The sequence below is a fragment of the Amycolatopsis aidingensis genome (genome assembly GCF_018885265.1).
GTDB lineage: Bacteria > Actinomycetota > Actinomycetes > Mycobacteriales > Pseudonocardiaceae > Amycolatopsis > Amycolatopsis aidingensis.
In genome coordinates, this window is sequence record NZ_CP076538.1 from 3,172,225 (window position 1) to 3,187,074 (window position 14,850).

At 71.8% G+C, this 14,850-nt stretch carries 13 protein-coding genes; all 13 read left to right on the top strand.

Features of this window, described 5'->3' with window-relative positions; genetic code table 11:
• Positions 1 to 109: 109 nt before the first annotated feature.
• The 13 genes from KOI47_RS14950 (at position 110) to KOI47_RS15010 (ending at position 14,846) form a co-directional block, all read left to right on the top strand.
• Positions 110 to 1,228, top strand: a complete 1,119-nt coding sequence (locus KOI47_RS14950) for a class II histone deacetylase (protein WP_216216565.1) — start codon at positions 110 to 112, stop codon at positions 1,226 to 1,228.
• Between the two features lie 5 nt (positions 1,229 to 1,233).
• Complete coding sequence (locus KOI47_RS14955) at positions 1,234 to 1,944, top strand: ABC transporter ATP-binding protein (RefSeq protein ID WP_216216566.1); 711 nt, start codon at positions 1,234 to 1,236, stop codon at positions 1,942 to 1,944.
• On the top strand, positions 1,941 to 3,719 hold the full coding sequence (locus tag KOI47_RS14960) for a branched-chain amino acid ABC transporter ATP-binding protein/permease (protein WP_216216567.1): 1,779 nt from the start codon (positions 1,941 to 1,943) through the stop codon (positions 3,717 to 3,719). Before KOI47_RS14955 ends, KOI47_RS14960 begins: the two co-directional genes overlap by 4 nt.
• 23 nt (positions 3,720 to 3,742) lie before the next feature.
• Positions 3,743 to 4,897: an ABC transporter substrate-binding protein gene (locus KOI47_RS14965; protein ID WP_216216568.1), complete on the top strand. Its 1,155-nt coding sequence runs from the start codon at positions 3,743 to 3,745 to the stop codon at positions 4,895 to 4,897.
• Between the two features lie 112 nt (positions 4,898 to 5,009).
• Entirely contained in the window at positions 5,010 to 5,876 is an 867-nt protein-coding gene (locus KOI47_RS14970; protein WP_216216569.1) for a branched-chain amino acid ABC transporter permease, read from the top strand.
• A gap of 54 nt (positions 5,877 to 5,930) precedes the next feature.
• Positions 5,931 to 6,668, top strand: a complete 738-nt coding sequence (locus tag KOI47_RS14975; protein WP_216216570.1) for a dienelactone hydrolase family protein — start codon at positions 5,931 to 5,933, stop codon at positions 6,666 to 6,668.
• Positions 6,665 to 7,792 (top strand): zinc-binding dehydrogenase, encoded by a 1,128-nt coding sequence (locus KOI47_RS14980; protein ID WP_216216571.1) that lies wholly within the window; start codon positions 6,665 to 6,667, stop codon positions 7,790 to 7,792. The genes KOI47_RS14975 and KOI47_RS14980 overlap by 4 nt, the downstream gene beginning before the upstream one ends.
• Positions 7,789 to 8,763 (top strand): methyltransferase, encoded by a 975-nt coding sequence (locus tag KOI47_RS14985; RefSeq protein WP_216216572.1) that lies wholly within the window; start codon positions 7,789 to 7,791, stop codon positions 8,761 to 8,763. Before KOI47_RS14980 ends, KOI47_RS14985 begins: the two co-directional genes overlap by 4 nt.
• Entirely contained in the window at positions 8,760 to 9,539 is a 780-nt protein-coding gene (locus KOI47_RS14990; RefSeq protein WP_232376746.1) for an SDR family NAD(P)-dependent oxidoreductase, read from the top strand. Before KOI47_RS14985 ends, KOI47_RS14990 begins: the two co-directional genes overlap by 4 nt.
• Positions 9,536 to 11,710: a N,N-dimethylformamidase beta subunit family domain-containing protein gene (locus tag KOI47_RS14995; RefSeq protein WP_216216573.1), complete on the top strand. Its 2,175-nt coding sequence runs from the start codon at positions 9,536 to 9,538 to the stop codon at positions 11,708 to 11,710. The genes KOI47_RS14990 and KOI47_RS14995 overlap by 4 nt, the downstream gene beginning before the upstream one ends.
• A gap of 11 nt (positions 11,711 to 11,721) precedes the next feature.
• A complete protein-coding gene (locus tag KOI47_RS15000) occupies positions 11,722 to 12,717 on the top strand; it encodes an alpha/beta hydrolase (protein WP_216216574.1) in 996 nt (331 codons plus the stop codon).
• On the top strand, positions 12,714 to 13,709 hold the full coding sequence (locus KOI47_RS15005) for an aldo/keto reductase (protein ID WP_216216575.1): 996 nt from the start codon (positions 12,714 to 12,716) through the stop codon (positions 13,707 to 13,709). The genes KOI47_RS15000 and KOI47_RS15005 overlap by 4 nt, the downstream gene beginning before the upstream one ends.
• Before the next feature lie 132 nt (positions 13,710 to 13,841).
• A complete protein-coding gene (locus KOI47_RS15010; RefSeq protein ID WP_232376747.1) occupies positions 13,842 to 14,846 on the top strand; it encodes a LuxR C-terminal-related transcriptional regulator in 1,005 nt (334 codons plus the stop codon).
• The last annotated feature ends 4 nt before the right edge of the window (positions 14,847 to 14,850 follow it).

The following is a 14,850-nucleotide window of genomic DNA, read 5'->3' on the forward strand; positions in this document are numbered from 1 at the left end:
GCAACCAAGCAGTTCAGCCGGGTTCACCACGGATTTCGGTATTTTCACGGACCGCCCGGCCGGCGTCGGTGGCGAAGGATCTCCGGTCAAGCAGACACCGGAGGTACGCATGACGACCGGCTACCTGTACCACGAGATGTTCGGCTGGTACGACCCGGGAAGCGCGGCAGGCCTTTTCCCGCCGGACCCGCGCCAGGGCGTGCAGCCGTTGTGGCATTTCGAGCATCCGGACACCAAGCGGCGTATTCACGAGCTGGTGGTGGTTTCCGGATTGATCGAGGAGTTGGTGCGCCTCTCACCGCGGCAGGCCACCGTTTCCGAGATCGGCAGGGTGCACGAGCGGGAACACATCGACCGGATCCAGGCCGACAGCGACCAGGCCGGCGGGGACGCGGGGGACGGGATCTCGCCGTTCGGACGCGGTGGCTACGAGATCGCCGCGCTGGCGGCTGGCGCGGTGCTGGAGGGGGTCGACGCGGTCTTCGACGGCCGGGTGGACAACGCCTACGCGCTGGTCCGCCCGCCCGGTCACCACGCGCTTGCGGGCAGCGGCATGGGCTTCTGCGTGTTCAACAACATCGCGATCGCCGCCCGGCACGCGCAGCAGGTACATGGGGCGCGCCGGATCGCGGTGCTGGACTGGGACGTGCACCACGGCAACGGAACCCAGGCGGTGTTCTACTCCGACCCGGACGTGCTGGCCATCTCGGTGCACCAGGACAACGTGTTCCCACTGGGCTCCGGCGCGGTCGAGGAACGGGGGAGTGGTGCCGGCCGGGGCAGCACGGTGAACTTGCCGCTGCCACCTGGCACCGGGGACGGCGGCTACGAGTACGCCATGCGCACCGTCTGCCTGCCCGCGATCCGGCGGTTCCGACCGGACCTGCTGCTTGTGGCCTGCGGCTTCGACGCGGGTGCGATGGACCCGCTCGGCAGGCAGATGGTGACCTCGGACGGCTTCCGCACACTCACCGAACTGGCCATGCGGGTGGCGGACGAGGTCTGCGAGGGGCGGCTGGTGATGTCGCACGAGGGTGGCTACAACCCCGCCTATGTCCCGTTCTCCGGCCTGGCGGTGCTGGAGACCCTGCGCGGGAAGCGGACCGTGCCGGACCCGTTCCTGCCGCTGGTGAGCGCGATGGCGCAGCAGGACCTGCAGCCCGCGCAGCGGGCCGCGGTGGATGCCGTGGCCGCGGCCGCCGGGCTCGGCGAGCCGGTGCGGGGGTGAGCGGGATGGACCTGCTCGAGGTCGAGGACGTGACGATCCACCGCTCCGGGCTGCCGGTGGTCCGTGGCGTGTCCCTGGCCGTGGCGGAAGGGAAGGTCTCCGTCGTGCTCGGGGCCAACGGAGCCGGTAAGACCACGCTGCTGGAGGGAATCTCGGGCGCGGTCCGGGTCGCCTCCGGCCAGGTCCGGCTCTCCGGGCAGCGGATCGAGAAGACCCGGCCCTGGCGCAGGGCGCGTGCCGGGGTGGCGCACGTCGAACAGAACCGCACCGTGTTCCGCGAACTGTCCGTTGTGGACAATCTCAGGGCGGGTTGCCGCCGGGACGTGAGTATCCAGGAGGCCTTCGAGCTGTTCCCCGAGCTGGGCAAGCAGCGGGCGGTGGCCGCGGGCCTGCTCTCCGGCGGGGAGCAGCAGATGCTCGTGCTGGGCCGGGCGCTGCTCGGCAGGCCGAAGGTACTGCTGATCGACGAGATGTCGCTGGGACTGGCGCCGATGGTGGTCGAGCGGCTCGCGCGCGCGGTGGGCGAGCTGGCCTCGACCGGCGTGGGCGTGCTGCTGGTGGAGCAGTTCGCCGCGCTCGCCCTCTCGGTCGCCGACCACGCTTATGTGCTGGCCAGGGGAGAGGTCGTCTTCCAGGGGGAACGTGCCGAACTGCTCGAGGACGAGGAGCTGCTGCGCGCGCTCTACCTCGGTGACCCGACCAGGAGCCAGGTATGAAGTCCCTGACCACCACCCGCCCGCTGACCCTCTCCCTGCTGCTCGGCGGGGTGGCCGTGCTGCTGGTGTACCTTGCGGCCTCCTCGTATCTCACCTTCCTGCTGACCGGGGCCGTGGTGTCCATTGTGGTCATGCAGAGCTTCGGTGTGATCACCGGGCGGGCCGGGGTGATCTCGTTGTGCCAGATGTCCTTCGCAGCCATCGGCGCCTGGACGGTGGGCTGGGCCAACGTGGGCGATGTTCCCGGTGGTTTCCTGGTCTGGCTGCTGCTCGGCGGCCTGGCCGCGGTGGTGGCCGGCCTCGCTATCGGACTGCCCGCGCTGCGGCTGCGCGGGATGAGCCTTGCCGTGGCCACCTTCGCCTTCGCCACCTCGCTGGACGTGGTGTTCGGCGCGATCAACTTCCCCGGGCAGGAGGAGTTCGACTTCGTCGCCAGGCCGGAGGGTTTCACCTCCGACAGCGAGTACTTCGTGTTCGCCGCGCTGGTGGCGGCCGCGCTGTTCGTGTTGCTGTGGAAGCTGGACCGCAGCCGGATCGGCGGGGTGCTGATCGAGATCCGGCACTCCGAGCGGGCCGCGGCCGCGCACGGGATCAGCGTCGCCCGCGGCAAGCTGGCGGCCTTCGCGCTCAGTGCGTTCATCGCCGGGATCGCGGGTGGCCTGATGGCGGGGCAGCTCGGGGTGGTCTCCGCGACCAACTTCACCTCCGCGACCTCGGTCTCCTTCTTCGCCATCGCCCTGTTCATCGGCACGCACAACCCGGAGGGCGCGCTGCTTGGCGGCCTGCTGGGCGCGGTTTTCCCGGTGCTGATCGACCAGATCGGGATCCCGCAGGACCTCAGCGCGATGTTCTTCGGCGTCGCGGCGATCCTGATCCTGCGGCACGGCAAGAGCCAGACCGACGACATCCGGTCCCGGCGCCGCGCCAAGCTGGCCAAGCGCCAGGCGCGGGAGCAGGAACAGCCGAAGCCGATGGCACCGGCGCGGACCGAACCGGTTTCCGCGCGGCGGTCAGGGAGTCAGGAGTCCGGTGTGGACGAGGAGGACCGTCCGCCGGTGCTGGAGACGCGGGATCTGCGAGTGCGGTTCGGCAACCTGGCCGCGGTGGACGGGGTGAGCCTTTCCGTGCCTGCCCGCCGCACCGTCGGGCTGGTCGGCCCGAACGGCGCTGGCAAGTCGACCCTGGTGAACGCGGTGACCGGCTTCGTGGACTCCTACGGCGGATCGGTGGTGCTCGGCGGGCGGAAGCTGGAGGGGCTGCCCGCGCACCGGCGGGCCCGCGCCGGAGTGCGGCGCAGCTTCCAGCAACTGCGGGTACCGGACGCGCTGAACGTCGGGATGTTCCTCCAGGTCGCGGCGGGAAAGCGGCTGCCGAAGGAGGAGATCGACGAGCAGCTGGCCTGGTTCGGCTGCCCGCCCGCGCACGTGCCGATGGAGGGCGTGGACGTGGCCACCCGCAGGCTGCTGGAGGTGGCGGGGCTCGCCGCGGGTGCGCCACCGGTACTGCTGCTGGACGAACCAGCCGCCGGGCACTCCAGCGGCGAGACCCGGCTGCTGGCCTCCCGGCTGGCCGAGATCCCGGAGCGTTCCGACACCTCGGTGCTGTTGATCGAGCACGACATCGAGCTGGTCCGGGCGGTCTGCGACGAACTGGTGGTGCTCGACTTCGGCCGGGTGATCGCGCAGGGGCCACCGGAGCAGGTGTTGCGGGAGGAGGCCGTGCTCGCGGCCTACCTGGGGGGTTCTGAGCTGAACAAGACCCCGGAAACCCGATAGGAGAAGGACCGATGCGAGTAACGATGCGACGTCCGGCAGCGCTGGTGGCGGCCGCCGCGGTCGCGGCCACGGCACTGGCAGGCTGCGACTCCGGCGGCGGCGACACGATCAAGATCGGCTCGATCGCCGGGCTGACCGGGAACTTCGTCACCACCGACGTGGTGGAGACGGCGAAGCAGGTGTTCGAGGACGTCAACGAGGCCGGCGGGATCAACGGCCGCCAGGTCGAGTACATCGTGAAGGACGATGCCGGCAACCCGCAGCGGACCGCGCAGGTGGCGCGGGAACTGCTGGATGATGGCGTTGTGGCGATGGCGGGCTCGGCCAGCTTCACCGACTGCGATGTCAACGGCGGCTTCTACCAGCAGGCGCAGATCAGCTCGGTGATGGCGATCGGGGCGAGCCCGAAGTGTTTCCAGAGCCCGAACATCGCCCCGGTGAACGTCGGCCCGTTCACCCTGATGACCGCGGTGCTGCAGTACGCGTCGGAGCAGCTGGGCGCGCAGCGGGTGTGCAACTTCACCGTGGTGCTGCCGGGCAGCGAGGACGCGGTGAACCAGGCGCTTGGCCGGTGGTCCGAGCTGACCGGCAAGGAGCTCGCGCTCAGCGACCTCAGCGTGCAGCAGAGCGGCGATATGACGCCGTACCTGTTGCGGGCCAAGCAGGCGCGGTGCGACGCGGTGCTGTTCAACCCGACCGAGCAGCTGGTCATCCCGTGGCTGCAGGCGGCGAGCACCCAGGGTATGACCGATGTGGACTTCCTGTTGCTGGCGCCGTCCTACACCGACAGCGTGGCCGAGGCCGCTTCCGGGCTGGGGCTGAACGTCTACGCGGGCAGCGAGTTCGAGCCGTACACCGCGGAGAGCGAGGCGAACCAGGCCTGGCGGGAGACGGTGCAGCGGGCGGATTCGCCCGCCACGGCGTTCTCCCAGGGCGGCTACCTCTCGGCGACGTTCATGGTCGAGGTGCTGAAGACGATCGAGGGCGAGGTCACCAGGGAGTCGGTGAACCAGGCGCTGCGCGAGATGGAGCCGATCGAGCACCCGATGCTCGGCACGCCATGGGTGTTCGGCGATGGCGAGAGCCACGCGCCCAACCAGGCCTCCAAGATCGTGCAACTGGAGGACGGCCAGTGGAAGGTCGTCACCCCCGAGTTCATCACCCTGCCGAGGGGCTGAACGCCCGGTTCCGTGCGGGAACGGCCAACGCGTGCGCGTGGACGGCCAACGCGTGCGCGGGAACGGCAAACACACGTCAATGGACGGCAAACACGCCGGATAGGAGGTCACCGTGCTCGAGCTTTCCGCGGCCATCGCGGGGCTGGTCACCGGGGGCGCGTACGCGTTGATGGGGCTTTCCATCCTGCTCACCTACCGGCTGGTCGCCGTGGTCAACTTCGCCCAGGCGGCGGTGGGTGCGTTCGGCGCCTTCGCCATGGTGCTGCTGGTCGAGCAGGGGTGGCCGCTGTGGCTGGCCGTGCTCGCCGGGCTCGGCGTGGGCGCGCTGGTGCACGCGCTGGTGGGGCTGGTGATGGTCCGCTGGTTCTCCGGGGCTGGTGAGGGCATCAAGACGGCCGTCACGGTAGCGATGTACACCTCGTTCATCGCGCTCGGCCTGCGGCTGTTCGGGGCCCAGCACCCGCACCGCTTCCCCAAGCCCTTCGACACACCCGCCTTCACCCTCGGCAACGTGGTGGTGACCTGGATGGCGGTAATCACCCTGGCGCTGGCGGGGTTGTTCGCCATCGTGCCGGTACTGCTGTTGCGGCACACCAGGATCGGCGTGCTGCTGCGCGCGCTGGCCGAGCGGCCGCAGACCGCGGAGCTCATCGGTATCCCGGTGCCGCGGCTGGCGATGGCGGTATGGGCGATCACCGGCGCGGCCAGCGCGCTGGCGATCATGATCATCGCGGGGCAGTTCGCCAGCGACTTCGGCTCGCAGGCGCTGCTGATCACTCCCGCGCTGGCGGCCGCGCTGGTCGGTGCCTTCCGTAGTTTCCCGCTGACCCTGGTGGGCGGGATGGCGCTCGGCATTCTGCAGAGCGTGGCCAGCACCTGGTCGGAGATCCAGGAGTACCGCGGCGTACTGCCCTTCGTGGCCATCCTCGTCGTCCTGGTGTGGAGCCGGCGCAAGGAACGCTGGGACGAGCTCGCTTGACAGTCTGGAAAGGACAGAAACGATATGTGTCACGGTGAAGGATCCCGGCCGCCGGTGCCACCGGGTGCCCCGGTGGCGGTGGCCGGGGCAGGCGATCTCACCCTGCGCGCGGCGGACGGAAACCGCGTGCTGGCCTACCGTGCGGTGCCGGAGCGCGGCAGCGGGGCCGGCATCGTGCTGCTGCCGGATGTGCGCGGGCTACACGACTTCTACCGTGACCTGGCGCGGCGGTTCGCCCAGGCCGGGGTGGCCGCGCTGGCCATCGACTACTACGGCCGCACCGCGAGTAGTGACCGGCGCGGCGCGGACTTCGACGGGTTCGAGCACATCGCGAAGCTGCGCCCCGACCACACCGCGGCGGACATCCGTGCCGCGCTGGAGTACCTGCGTTCCGGGGCGCTCGGCGAGATCAGCTCGGCCTTCACCGTCGGCTTCTGCGTCGGCGGGGCGCTGTCCTGGGGCCAGTCCGCGCTGGCCGAGGACCTTGCCGGGGCGATCGGCTTCTACGGGCGTCCCGAGGAGTGCCGCGAGCTGCTACCGCGGATGCGGGCACCGCTGCTGGTGCTGGCTGCCGGCGCGGACGTGCTGACCCCGGAAGAGGAGGCCCGCCGGTTCGAGGCCGAGCTCACCGAGGCGGGGGTGCCACACCGGTTCCAGCTCTACCAGGACGCACCGCACTCCTTCTTCGACGGGGGGTCCACCGAACACCATCAGGTCTGCGCGCACGCCTGGCGGCAGGTGCTGGACTTCCTCGCCGACCACACCACCGAGCCCGCGGGGAGCCCGCGATGAGCCCGGCCACGACCAGGGCCGCCGTGCTGCGGGAGTACGGACAGCCGCTGGTGCTGGAGGAGCTGCCGTTGCCTGCCGAGCCCGAGCCCGGTGCCGCCGTGGTCCGGATCGACCGCACCACCTTGTGCGGAACCGACGCCCACCTGTGGCAGGGCGGGATGCCGGGGGTGGAGCTGCCCATCGTGCTCGGGCACGAGATGGTCGGCACCGTGGTCGCGCTCGGCGCGGGCGCGGGCAGGGACGCCCGTGGCCGCCCGGTGGAGATCGGCACCCGGCTGGTGTGGTCGGAGTCCACCTGCGGGCACTGCCACGGCTGCGCCGTGCTGCGCGAACCGGTGCTGTGCGCCGACCGCGGCTACGGGTTCCGGCAGCGGGCCGACCGGCCGCCGTATGTCACCGGCGGTCTCGCCGAGTACTGCTACCTGCCGCCGGGCGCGGCCAGGCTGGTGGTCCCGCCGGACATGCCGCACGACTGGGCCGCGGCCGCGGGCTGCGCGGTGAAGACGGCGCTGCGCGCGGTGCGGCGTGCGGGCGGGATCCGGCACGGCGAGACCGTGGTGGTGCAGGGCGCAGGACCGCTCGGGCTGTTCGGCACGGCGCTGGCAAGGGCTGGCGGAGCCGGACTCGTGGTCACGGTCGGCGCCCCGGCCGAACGGCTGGCCGTCGCCTGCGCCTGGGGCGCCGACGAGGTGGTCTCCGTGCGGGAGCTGGCCGAGCCGGAGGCCAGGGTGGCCAGGGTGGCGGAGCTGACCGGGCCACGCGGAGCAGACCTGGTGCTCGACTTCGCTGGCGGCCCCACCGCCAACCACGAGGGTGTGCTGATGTGCGGCCAACGCGGGCGGCACGTCGTGGTCGGGCTGGCCGGCCCGGACGCCCGCGCGCTCCCGCTGGACCTCGTGATGAGCCGGGAGATCCAGGTGCTCGGCTCGCTCAACGGCGATGTCTCCGATCTGGACGGTGCGCTCCGGTTCCTGGAGTCCTTCCGGGACCGGTTCGACTTCTCGGCGGCCTTCGGCGCACCGGCCGGGCTCGCGGACGCCACCACGGCCCTCGCCGCGATGGCGGCGATGACCACAACCAAAGCCGTCATCTCCCCGCAACTCGACCAGAAGGAGCCGGCATGACCCCCGCCAACCCCGGACCGATCCTGCACGCCGCGACCGGTTTCATGGCGGCGAAACAGCTGTTCACCGCCAGCGAGCACGGCCTGTTCGCGGCATTGGCGCAGCGCCCGCTGAACTCGGCCGAGCTCGCCGAGGAACTCGAGCTGCCGGAACGCTCGGTGCGCATCCTCGCCGACGCGATGGTCGGCCTGCGCCTGGTGGAGTGGGCCGAAGGCCGCTACCGCAACTCGGCGGCGGCCGACGCCTATCTCAGCGGCCGCGGCGAGGGCCCCGACCTGCGGCGGTTCCTGACCTTCTGGGACCGGCTCAGCTTCCCGCACTGGCAGTCCTACGCGGGCGCGGTGCGCACCGCGGCCCCGGTGCCCTTCGACCTCAACGGTGAGGCCGGGGAGGTGTTCCTCAGCGGGGTGCAGGCCTACAACTCGCTGCACGCCGTGCTGCTTGCCGAGCACTACGACTTCGGCGGTCACCGGAGGATGCTGGACCTCGCCGGGCTCACCCCGGCGTTCCTCACCGAGGCCGCCGCGCGCAACCCCGCGCTGCACGGCAGCTTCGTCGCCACGGGGGACCTGCTGGAAGCGGCCCGCAAGGCGGCTTCCCGCGGTGGCGGGGAACGGATCGAGTTCCACGATGCCGATGTGCTCATCGACCCGATCCCCGGTGGGTACGACCTGGTGCTGCTGGAGCACGTCGCGCACCGCTACGACGCCGAGCAGAACCGGCTGATCCTGGCCAAGGCACGGCGGGCCGCGGAGACCGGGGCGCGGTTGCTGCTGCTGGACTTCCTGCTCGACCCGGCCGAGGGCCGCAGGCTGGACCCGCTGTTCGCCGGGGAGTACCTGGTGGTCGACGGCACCGTGGTGTACCCCGAGTCCGAGGTGCGGGACTGGCTGGCGGCCACCGGCTGGAGCTGGCTGGAGACCAGGGCGCTGCCCGGCAGCCCCCGGGTGATGATCGCCGAGGCGGCATGAGCGGCATGGCGGAGACGGTCGAGGATACCGGTTTCGCGGGCACGGTGGTGCTGGTCACCGGTGCGGCAGGCGGGATCGGCGGCGCGGTGGCCAGGGCGTTCGCCGAACGCGGCGCCAGGGTCGCCGTCGCCGACCTTGCCGAGCTGCCGGCGCGCAAGCTGGCCGCGGAGATCGACGGCCTCGGGATAGGGCTGGACGTGCGCGATCCGGACTCGGTGTCCGCAGCGGTCGCGGAGACCACCCGGGTGCTGGGGCCGATCGGGGTGCTGGTGCACAGCGCAGGCGTGGTCGGCGGCGCGGGCCCGTTGCGCTCGCTGCCGGTCGCGGCCTTCACCGCCGCGCTGGAGGTGAACCTGCTCGGCACCTTCTTGCTGACCAGGGCCGTTGGCAACGCCATGGCCGAGGCGGGGACCGGCGGGTCGATCGTGCATCTCAGCTCCGCTGGCGCCTTCCAGCCGACCGCGGGGCTCGGGCACTACGAGGCGACCAAGGCGGGAGTGAACGCGCTGACCAGATCGGCGGCGCTGGAGCTGGCGGCATACCGGATCCGGGTCAACGCGATCGCCCCCGGCCCGGTGCGGACCCCGCTGACCAGCGCGGCGCTGAGCGAACCCGCCGCGCGGGAGGCGTGGCTGTCCCGTATCCCGCTGGGCCGGATCGCCGAGCCTGCCGATCTGGTGCCGCTGGTGCTGCTGCTGGCCTCGGAGCAGTCCCGGCACGTCACCGGCACCGTGCTGCCGGTGGAGGGCGGCCAGCTGCTGGGGAGCGTGTCATGACCCGCCGCCCGGTGGACCACAGCGCCGCCCCGGTCGTCGGCTACACCGACCGGTTCTCCCTGCGGCCCGGTGAGCGGATCGCGGTGTCGGCCAGCGCCCGCAGCCCCGAGTGCGCCGTGCGGGTGCTGCGGATCAGCCACGACGGCGGTCGGCCGGTGCGCACCCCGGTGCCCGCGGGCGCCCCGGACTCGGTGCGGCTGCCGCACCAGGACTTCGACTTCGGCTCCTTCGGCCGCGTCCCGGCCCCGCCACCGCTCGGTGCCGCGATCGGCTTCGTCAGCTGGCTGTGGCCGACCGCGCTGCCGCGGGAGCGGGCCGCCGTGCTGAGCCAGGGCGAGCCGGAGGCAGGGCCGTACGCGGCGCTGTACCTGCTCTCCGACGGCAGGCCGGCCTTCGAGGCGCGTACCGGTGAGGGCGTCGTCGCGGTGGACGGCGAGCTGCCCCTGCGGCCGCGGCGCTGGTACCTGCTCGCCGGCGGCTACGACCCGGCGCGGGGCGCGTACCTGCTTGTGCTCCCGCGTGACCCGCTGGCCAGCGAGGGGCGCCTGCTGCAGGCGAATGTCCCGCCGCTGGGCGAGCTGACCCCGGGCCCGGCGCCGCTGCTGCTCGGCGGCCGCGCTGCGGCCGGCACGGTGGTGGACAACCTGGACGGCAAGGTGGACGCGCCCTGCGTGTTCGACCGGGTTCCGGACGCCGGGGAGCTGACCGAGCTGGCCGCGGGGCAGGCGTCGCCCTCCGGGCTGGGCGCGACCGCGTGCTGGGACCTCGCCTGCGAGATCAGCGGGGAGCGCATGCTGGAAACGGTCGGCGGCCACCACGGGTGGCTGCACAACCGGCCACTGCGCGCGGTCACCGGGCACGACTGGACCGGCGAGGTGCTGGACTGGCGGCATGCCGACCGTGGCTACGGCGCGGTGCACTTCCACTCCGACGACCTCGCCGACGCGGGCTGGGACCCCGCGTTCACCGCGGACCTGCCCGCTGACCTGGAGCCGGGCTGCTACGCGGTCGAGCTGTGCACAGCGGACGGGGTGGACAGGGTGCCGTTCTTCGTGCGCCCGCGGCGGGACGCGGAGAAGGCGCCGCTGGTGCTGCTCGTACCGACGCTGAGCTATCTCGCCTACGCGCTGGACCACCTGCGCCAGCCGGTGCGGCCGGAGGATCCGCGTGAGGTGGCCGCCCGGTTCGCCAGGGACAACCTCCTGCACAGTCTCTATGACCGGCACACCGACGGCAGCGGGGTGTGCACGGCCTCCTCGCTGCGCCCGCTGCTCGGCATGCGCGATGACCACCTGTTCCGCTACCTCGGCGCGGCACACCAGTACAGCGAGGACGTGCAGCTGATCGGCTGGCTGGAGCGCCAGGGCTTCGCCTTCGACCTGCTCACCGACCACGACCTGGACGCAGAGGGCGCCCCGGCGCTCGGCGAGTACCGGGCGGTGCTCACCGGCAGCCATCCCGAGTACTGGACCGGCCCCATGCTGGACGCGATGAGTTCCTATGTGGACAGTGGTGGCAAGCTCGGGTACCTCGGCGGCAACGGCGCCTACTGGGTCACCGCCATCGCAGGCGACCGCGGGCAGATCGCCGAACTGCGCCGGGGCTTCTCCGGGGTGCGTACCTGGGAGGCCGAGCCGGGAGAGCTGCACCTGGCCAGCACCGGTGAGCCCGGTGGGCTGTGGGCCGAGCGCGGCCGTTCCCCGCACACCCTGTTCGGCATCGGTTCCACGGCGGCCGGGATGACCACCGGCGCGGCCTACCGGCTGACCGACGGCGGCGACGCCGCCGACCCCGCCGTGGACCGGATCCTCGCCGGGGTGGACCGCTCGGCCCCGCTCGGCGGGTACGGCTCGGTGCTGGACGGTGCGGCCTCCTTCGAGACCGACGGCATCGACCTGCTGCTCGGGTCGCCGCCGGACATCACCCTGCTCGGCAGGGCGATGCTCGGCGAGGAGTACATGTCCGCCTACACCGGCCCGGCGTTCGGCCATCCGCAGGCCGATCCGGTCGACGACCGCAGGGCCGATCTCACCCTGCTGCGGACGGCCGGCGGCGGCGCGGTGTTCGCCACCGGCTCCATCGGCTGGTGTGGCGCGCTGTCGCATGCGGCGGACGACAACGACGTGTCGCGGGTGACCGCGAACGTACTGCGGTGGTTCGTGAGTGAGTGAGGAGTGTGTTGATGCCCCTGCATCCCGAAGCCCGCGCGGTGATCGCCGAAGGCGAGGCCGCGGCGGAGACCCTGGAACCGGGTGCCCTGTCACCCGCGCAGATGCGCGAGCGGTTCGCGCGGTCCTGGCGCCCGCCGCGCGATCCGGAGCCGGTGGGCGAGCGCTACGAGCGGGACATCCCCGGCCCGGGAGGGGACCTGCGGATCCGGGTGTACCGGCCCGATGGCGAGGGCCCGTTCCCGGCGCTGGTCTGGTTCCACGGCGGTGGCTGGGTGATCGGTTCCCTGGACGAGAACGAGGCCACCTGCCGGGCGCTGTGCCGCCGGGCGGCGACCGTGGTGATCTCGGTGGACTACCGGCTGGCTCCTGAGCACCGTTTTCCCGCCGCGGCCGAGGACGCCTTCGCTGCGGTGCGCTGGGTCGCAGCCAACGGCGCCGAGCTGGCGGTGGACAGCAGGCGGATCGCGGTCGGCGGGGAGAGCGCGGGCGGCAACCTCGCCGCGGTCAGCGCGCTGATGGCCCGCGACCACGGCGGGCCGGGCCTGGTGCTGCAACTGCTGGCCTCCCCGGTGACCGCGCCGCCGAGCGAGCAGCGCGCCTCCTACCGGGACTTCGCGGAGGGCTACTTCCTCAGCAAGGCGAGCATGGAGTGGTTCTTCGAGCAGTATCCGCGCGATGCCGCCGATCTGGCCAACCCCTACCTCGCGCCGCTGGCCGCGGAGGACCTCGGCGGGCTGCCGCCCGCGCTGGTGCTGACCGCCGAGTACGACCCGCTGCGGGACGAGGGCGAGGAGTACGCGCACCGCCTGCTCACCGCGGGGGTGCCCTGTGAGCTGGCGCGTTACCCGGGGCAGATCCACGGCTTCTTCGCGCTGCTCACCGAGCAGCTCAGCGTCTCGGCGGTTGCGCACGAGCGGGCCGCGAGCGCGCTGCGCAGGGCGTTCGGCATCGACCTCGGCACCGCCGAGGTCGAGAAGGCACTGACAGCCACGGAAGGAAAGGCATGAAGGTTCCACACCGCAGGATCGGCACCACGGGCCCGGAGGTCTCCGTGTTGTCGCTGGGCTCCTGGCACACCTACGACCGGATGCGGTTCACCGACGCGGTCGCCATGCTGCGGTACGCGGTCGACAGCGGAATCAATTTCTTCGACGTCGGCTACTACGGTGGCCTCGTCGTGGACGGTAAACGTGTTCCGGAAACGTTCACCGACGTACTGTTCGGTCAGATCATGCGGGCCGCGGGTGTGCCGCGGGAAAATTACCTCCTTTCGGCGAAGTTGTGGGTGAACAACTACCCGGAACAATCGCTTTCCGCGCAGCTGGACGAGCTGCTGCTGCGGGTCGGTACCGACTACGCGGACTTCGCCGTGCTCGGCGATATCGCCGGCCTGGAGCTGGATCTGCCGCGGCTGGTGGAGGACCTCGGTGACCTCGTCGCCAGGGGCAAACTCGGCTCCTGGGGAGTGAACAACTGGGCCTGCGCGGATATCCGCTCCGCGCACGAGGCCGCGGTGGCCGCCGGGGTGACTGGTCCGCAGCTGGCCCAGCTGAAATACAGCGTGGTCCGCCGGTCCATTCCGGACGGAGCACCGTTTCGCAGGCTGACCGAGGACATCGGCATCACCCTGGAGGCCTCCGACGTGCTGGAGGGCGGGATGCTCGCCGGGAACCTGGAGCCGGAGCGGATGATCGGCAAGGATCCCGGCGGGATCCGCGGCGGGATCGCCGAGGCTGCCGGGCGGCTGGCGGAGATAGCCCGCTCCTTCGAAGTCACGCCCGCGCAGGCCGCGGTCGCGTTCTGCCTCACCCACCCGGCGACCAGCACGGTGCTGTTCGGCGCCAGCAGGCAGGAACAGCTCGCCGAGAACATCGCTGCCGTGCGGCTGGCGCAGCAGCACGGGTCCGAACTGCGTGCCGCGGTGGCCGACCTGTGGCTGGACCGGGAGGTGGTGGACCCGGAGGGACCGCGTTCGGCCGTGGCGCTGGACCGCGGCTGAGCGGAGCTGAGCGCTTGACCAGTTTTGTCCGCCGAATGTATGTTTCCTGTCCCGCATATCCGGTTGTGCGGACAGGATTTCGGCGGATATCCGCGAGGAGCGGCGATGGAGCCTTCTTGTGTTGCTGCTGCGATGCGGATCGGTTACGCGATGGGCACGGCCGCCGAGGTCGAGTGGGAGGAGATGTTCGAGGCCCTGGCCAGCGCGATCCCCGAGGTGTGCGCGGCGCAGGTGACCGGATGGGACCCGATCGCGCGCAGGTTCGTGGTGGTCGCGGAGCGTGGCTATCGGAAGTCGATTTCCCAGGATCTGGCCCACGCGCTGCCCCGAACCCGGTGGGGCGTGCAGTTGTTCGCCTCCAGGACGCCGTTGCTGATGGACGATATGCCGCAGCATTTTCGCGCCTCCCCGCATTATCAGGAAAAATTGCGACCAGCCGGTTTCGAGGACGGATTGTCCGCGACCCTGCGTTCCGAGGGTGGCCGCCGGGTGGGAATGCTGCACCTGAACGCTCCGGTTCGGCAGGCATTCGGGGAGCGGGCCCGTGAGTTCGTCGCCCAGGTCGGGCCCGCGCTGGCCCGGCGGGTGGACCCGCTGCGCTGTCCGCAGCTGGACGGGCGGTTCGGCCGGGAGTGGACGGCGAGCAGGCTCGTGCCCGGCGGGGAGTTCCTCCCGCTCACCGGGCGCGAGCCCAGCCCGCTGGCCAGGGACCCGCGCGTCGTGGAGCTGGCAGAGACCTTCCGGGTCATGTCGGCGGCCTGGCTGGCCTTCCTGTGGCCGGACTCGGCAGGCTGGCACCGGGCGGCGATGCTGAACGTGGTGGACACCAACCGCAGCGGGGTGGTGGTGGCCAGCACTCCCTTCGCCAACGAGCTCGGGCTGACCGGCCGCGAGGTCGACGTGGCAACCGGCATCGTGGCCGGCCTCAGCAACCAGGCGATCGCGGACGAGCTGGTGGTCAGCCGTCGCACGGTGGAGACCTATGTGGAGCGGCTGCTTGGCAAGCTCGGTTGCGCCTCGCGCGGGGAGGCCGCCGGGGTGGCCGTGCGCGCGGGCCTGGTCCGGCCCAGCACCGGCCGCGGCGGGGTCGGCGCCCTGCCCCGGCTCACCCGCGGCGCCACCCTGCTCTGGCCCTAGTGAT

What these genes read in the sequence shown, in the direction of transcription:
- KOI47_RS14950 (WP_216216565.1), top strand. Translation starts at nt 110, where the DNA reads ATGACGACCGGCTACCTGTACCACGAGATGTTCGGCTGGTACGACCCG.
- KOI47_RS14955 (WP_216216566.1), top strand. Translation starts at nt 1,234, where the DNA reads ATGGACCTGCTCGAGGTCGAGGACGTGACGATCCACCGCTCCGGGCTG.
- KOI47_RS14960 (WP_216216567.1), top strand. Translation starts at nt 1,941, where the DNA reads ATGAAGTCCCTGACCACCACCCGCCCGCTGACCCTCTCCCTGCTGCTC.
- KOI47_RS14965 (WP_216216568.1), top strand. Translation starts at nt 3,743, where the DNA reads ATGCGACGTCCGGCAGCGCTGGTGGCGGCCGCCGCGGTCGCGGCCACG.
- KOI47_RS14980 (WP_216216571.1), top strand. Translation starts at nt 6,665, where the DNA reads ATGAGCCCGGCCACGACCAGGGCCGCCGTGCTGCGGGAGTACGGACAG.
- KOI47_RS14985 (WP_216216572.1), top strand. Translation starts at nt 7,789, where the DNA reads ATGACCCCCGCCAACCCCGGACCGATCCTGCACGCCGCGACCGGTTTC.
- KOI47_RS14990 (WP_232376746.1), top strand. Translation starts at nt 8,760, where the DNA reads ATGAGCGGCATGGCGGAGACGGTCGAGGATACCGGTTTCGCGGGCACG.
- KOI47_RS14995 (WP_216216573.1), top strand. Translation starts at nt 9,536, where the DNA reads ATGACCCGCCGCCCGGTGGACCACAGCGCCGCCCCGGTCGTCGGCTAC.
- KOI47_RS15000 (WP_216216574.1), top strand. Translation starts at nt 11,722, where the DNA reads ATGCCCCTGCATCCCGAAGCCCGCGCGGTGATCGCCGAAGGCGAGGCC.
- KOI47_RS15005 (WP_216216575.1), top strand. Translation starts at nt 12,714, where the DNA reads ATGAAGGTTCCACACCGCAGGATCGGCACCACGGGCCCGGAGGTCTCC.
- KOI47_RS15010 (WP_232376747.1), top strand. Translation starts at nt 13,842, where the DNA reads ATGCGGATCGGTTACGCGATGGGCACGGCCGCCGAGGTCGAGTGGGAG.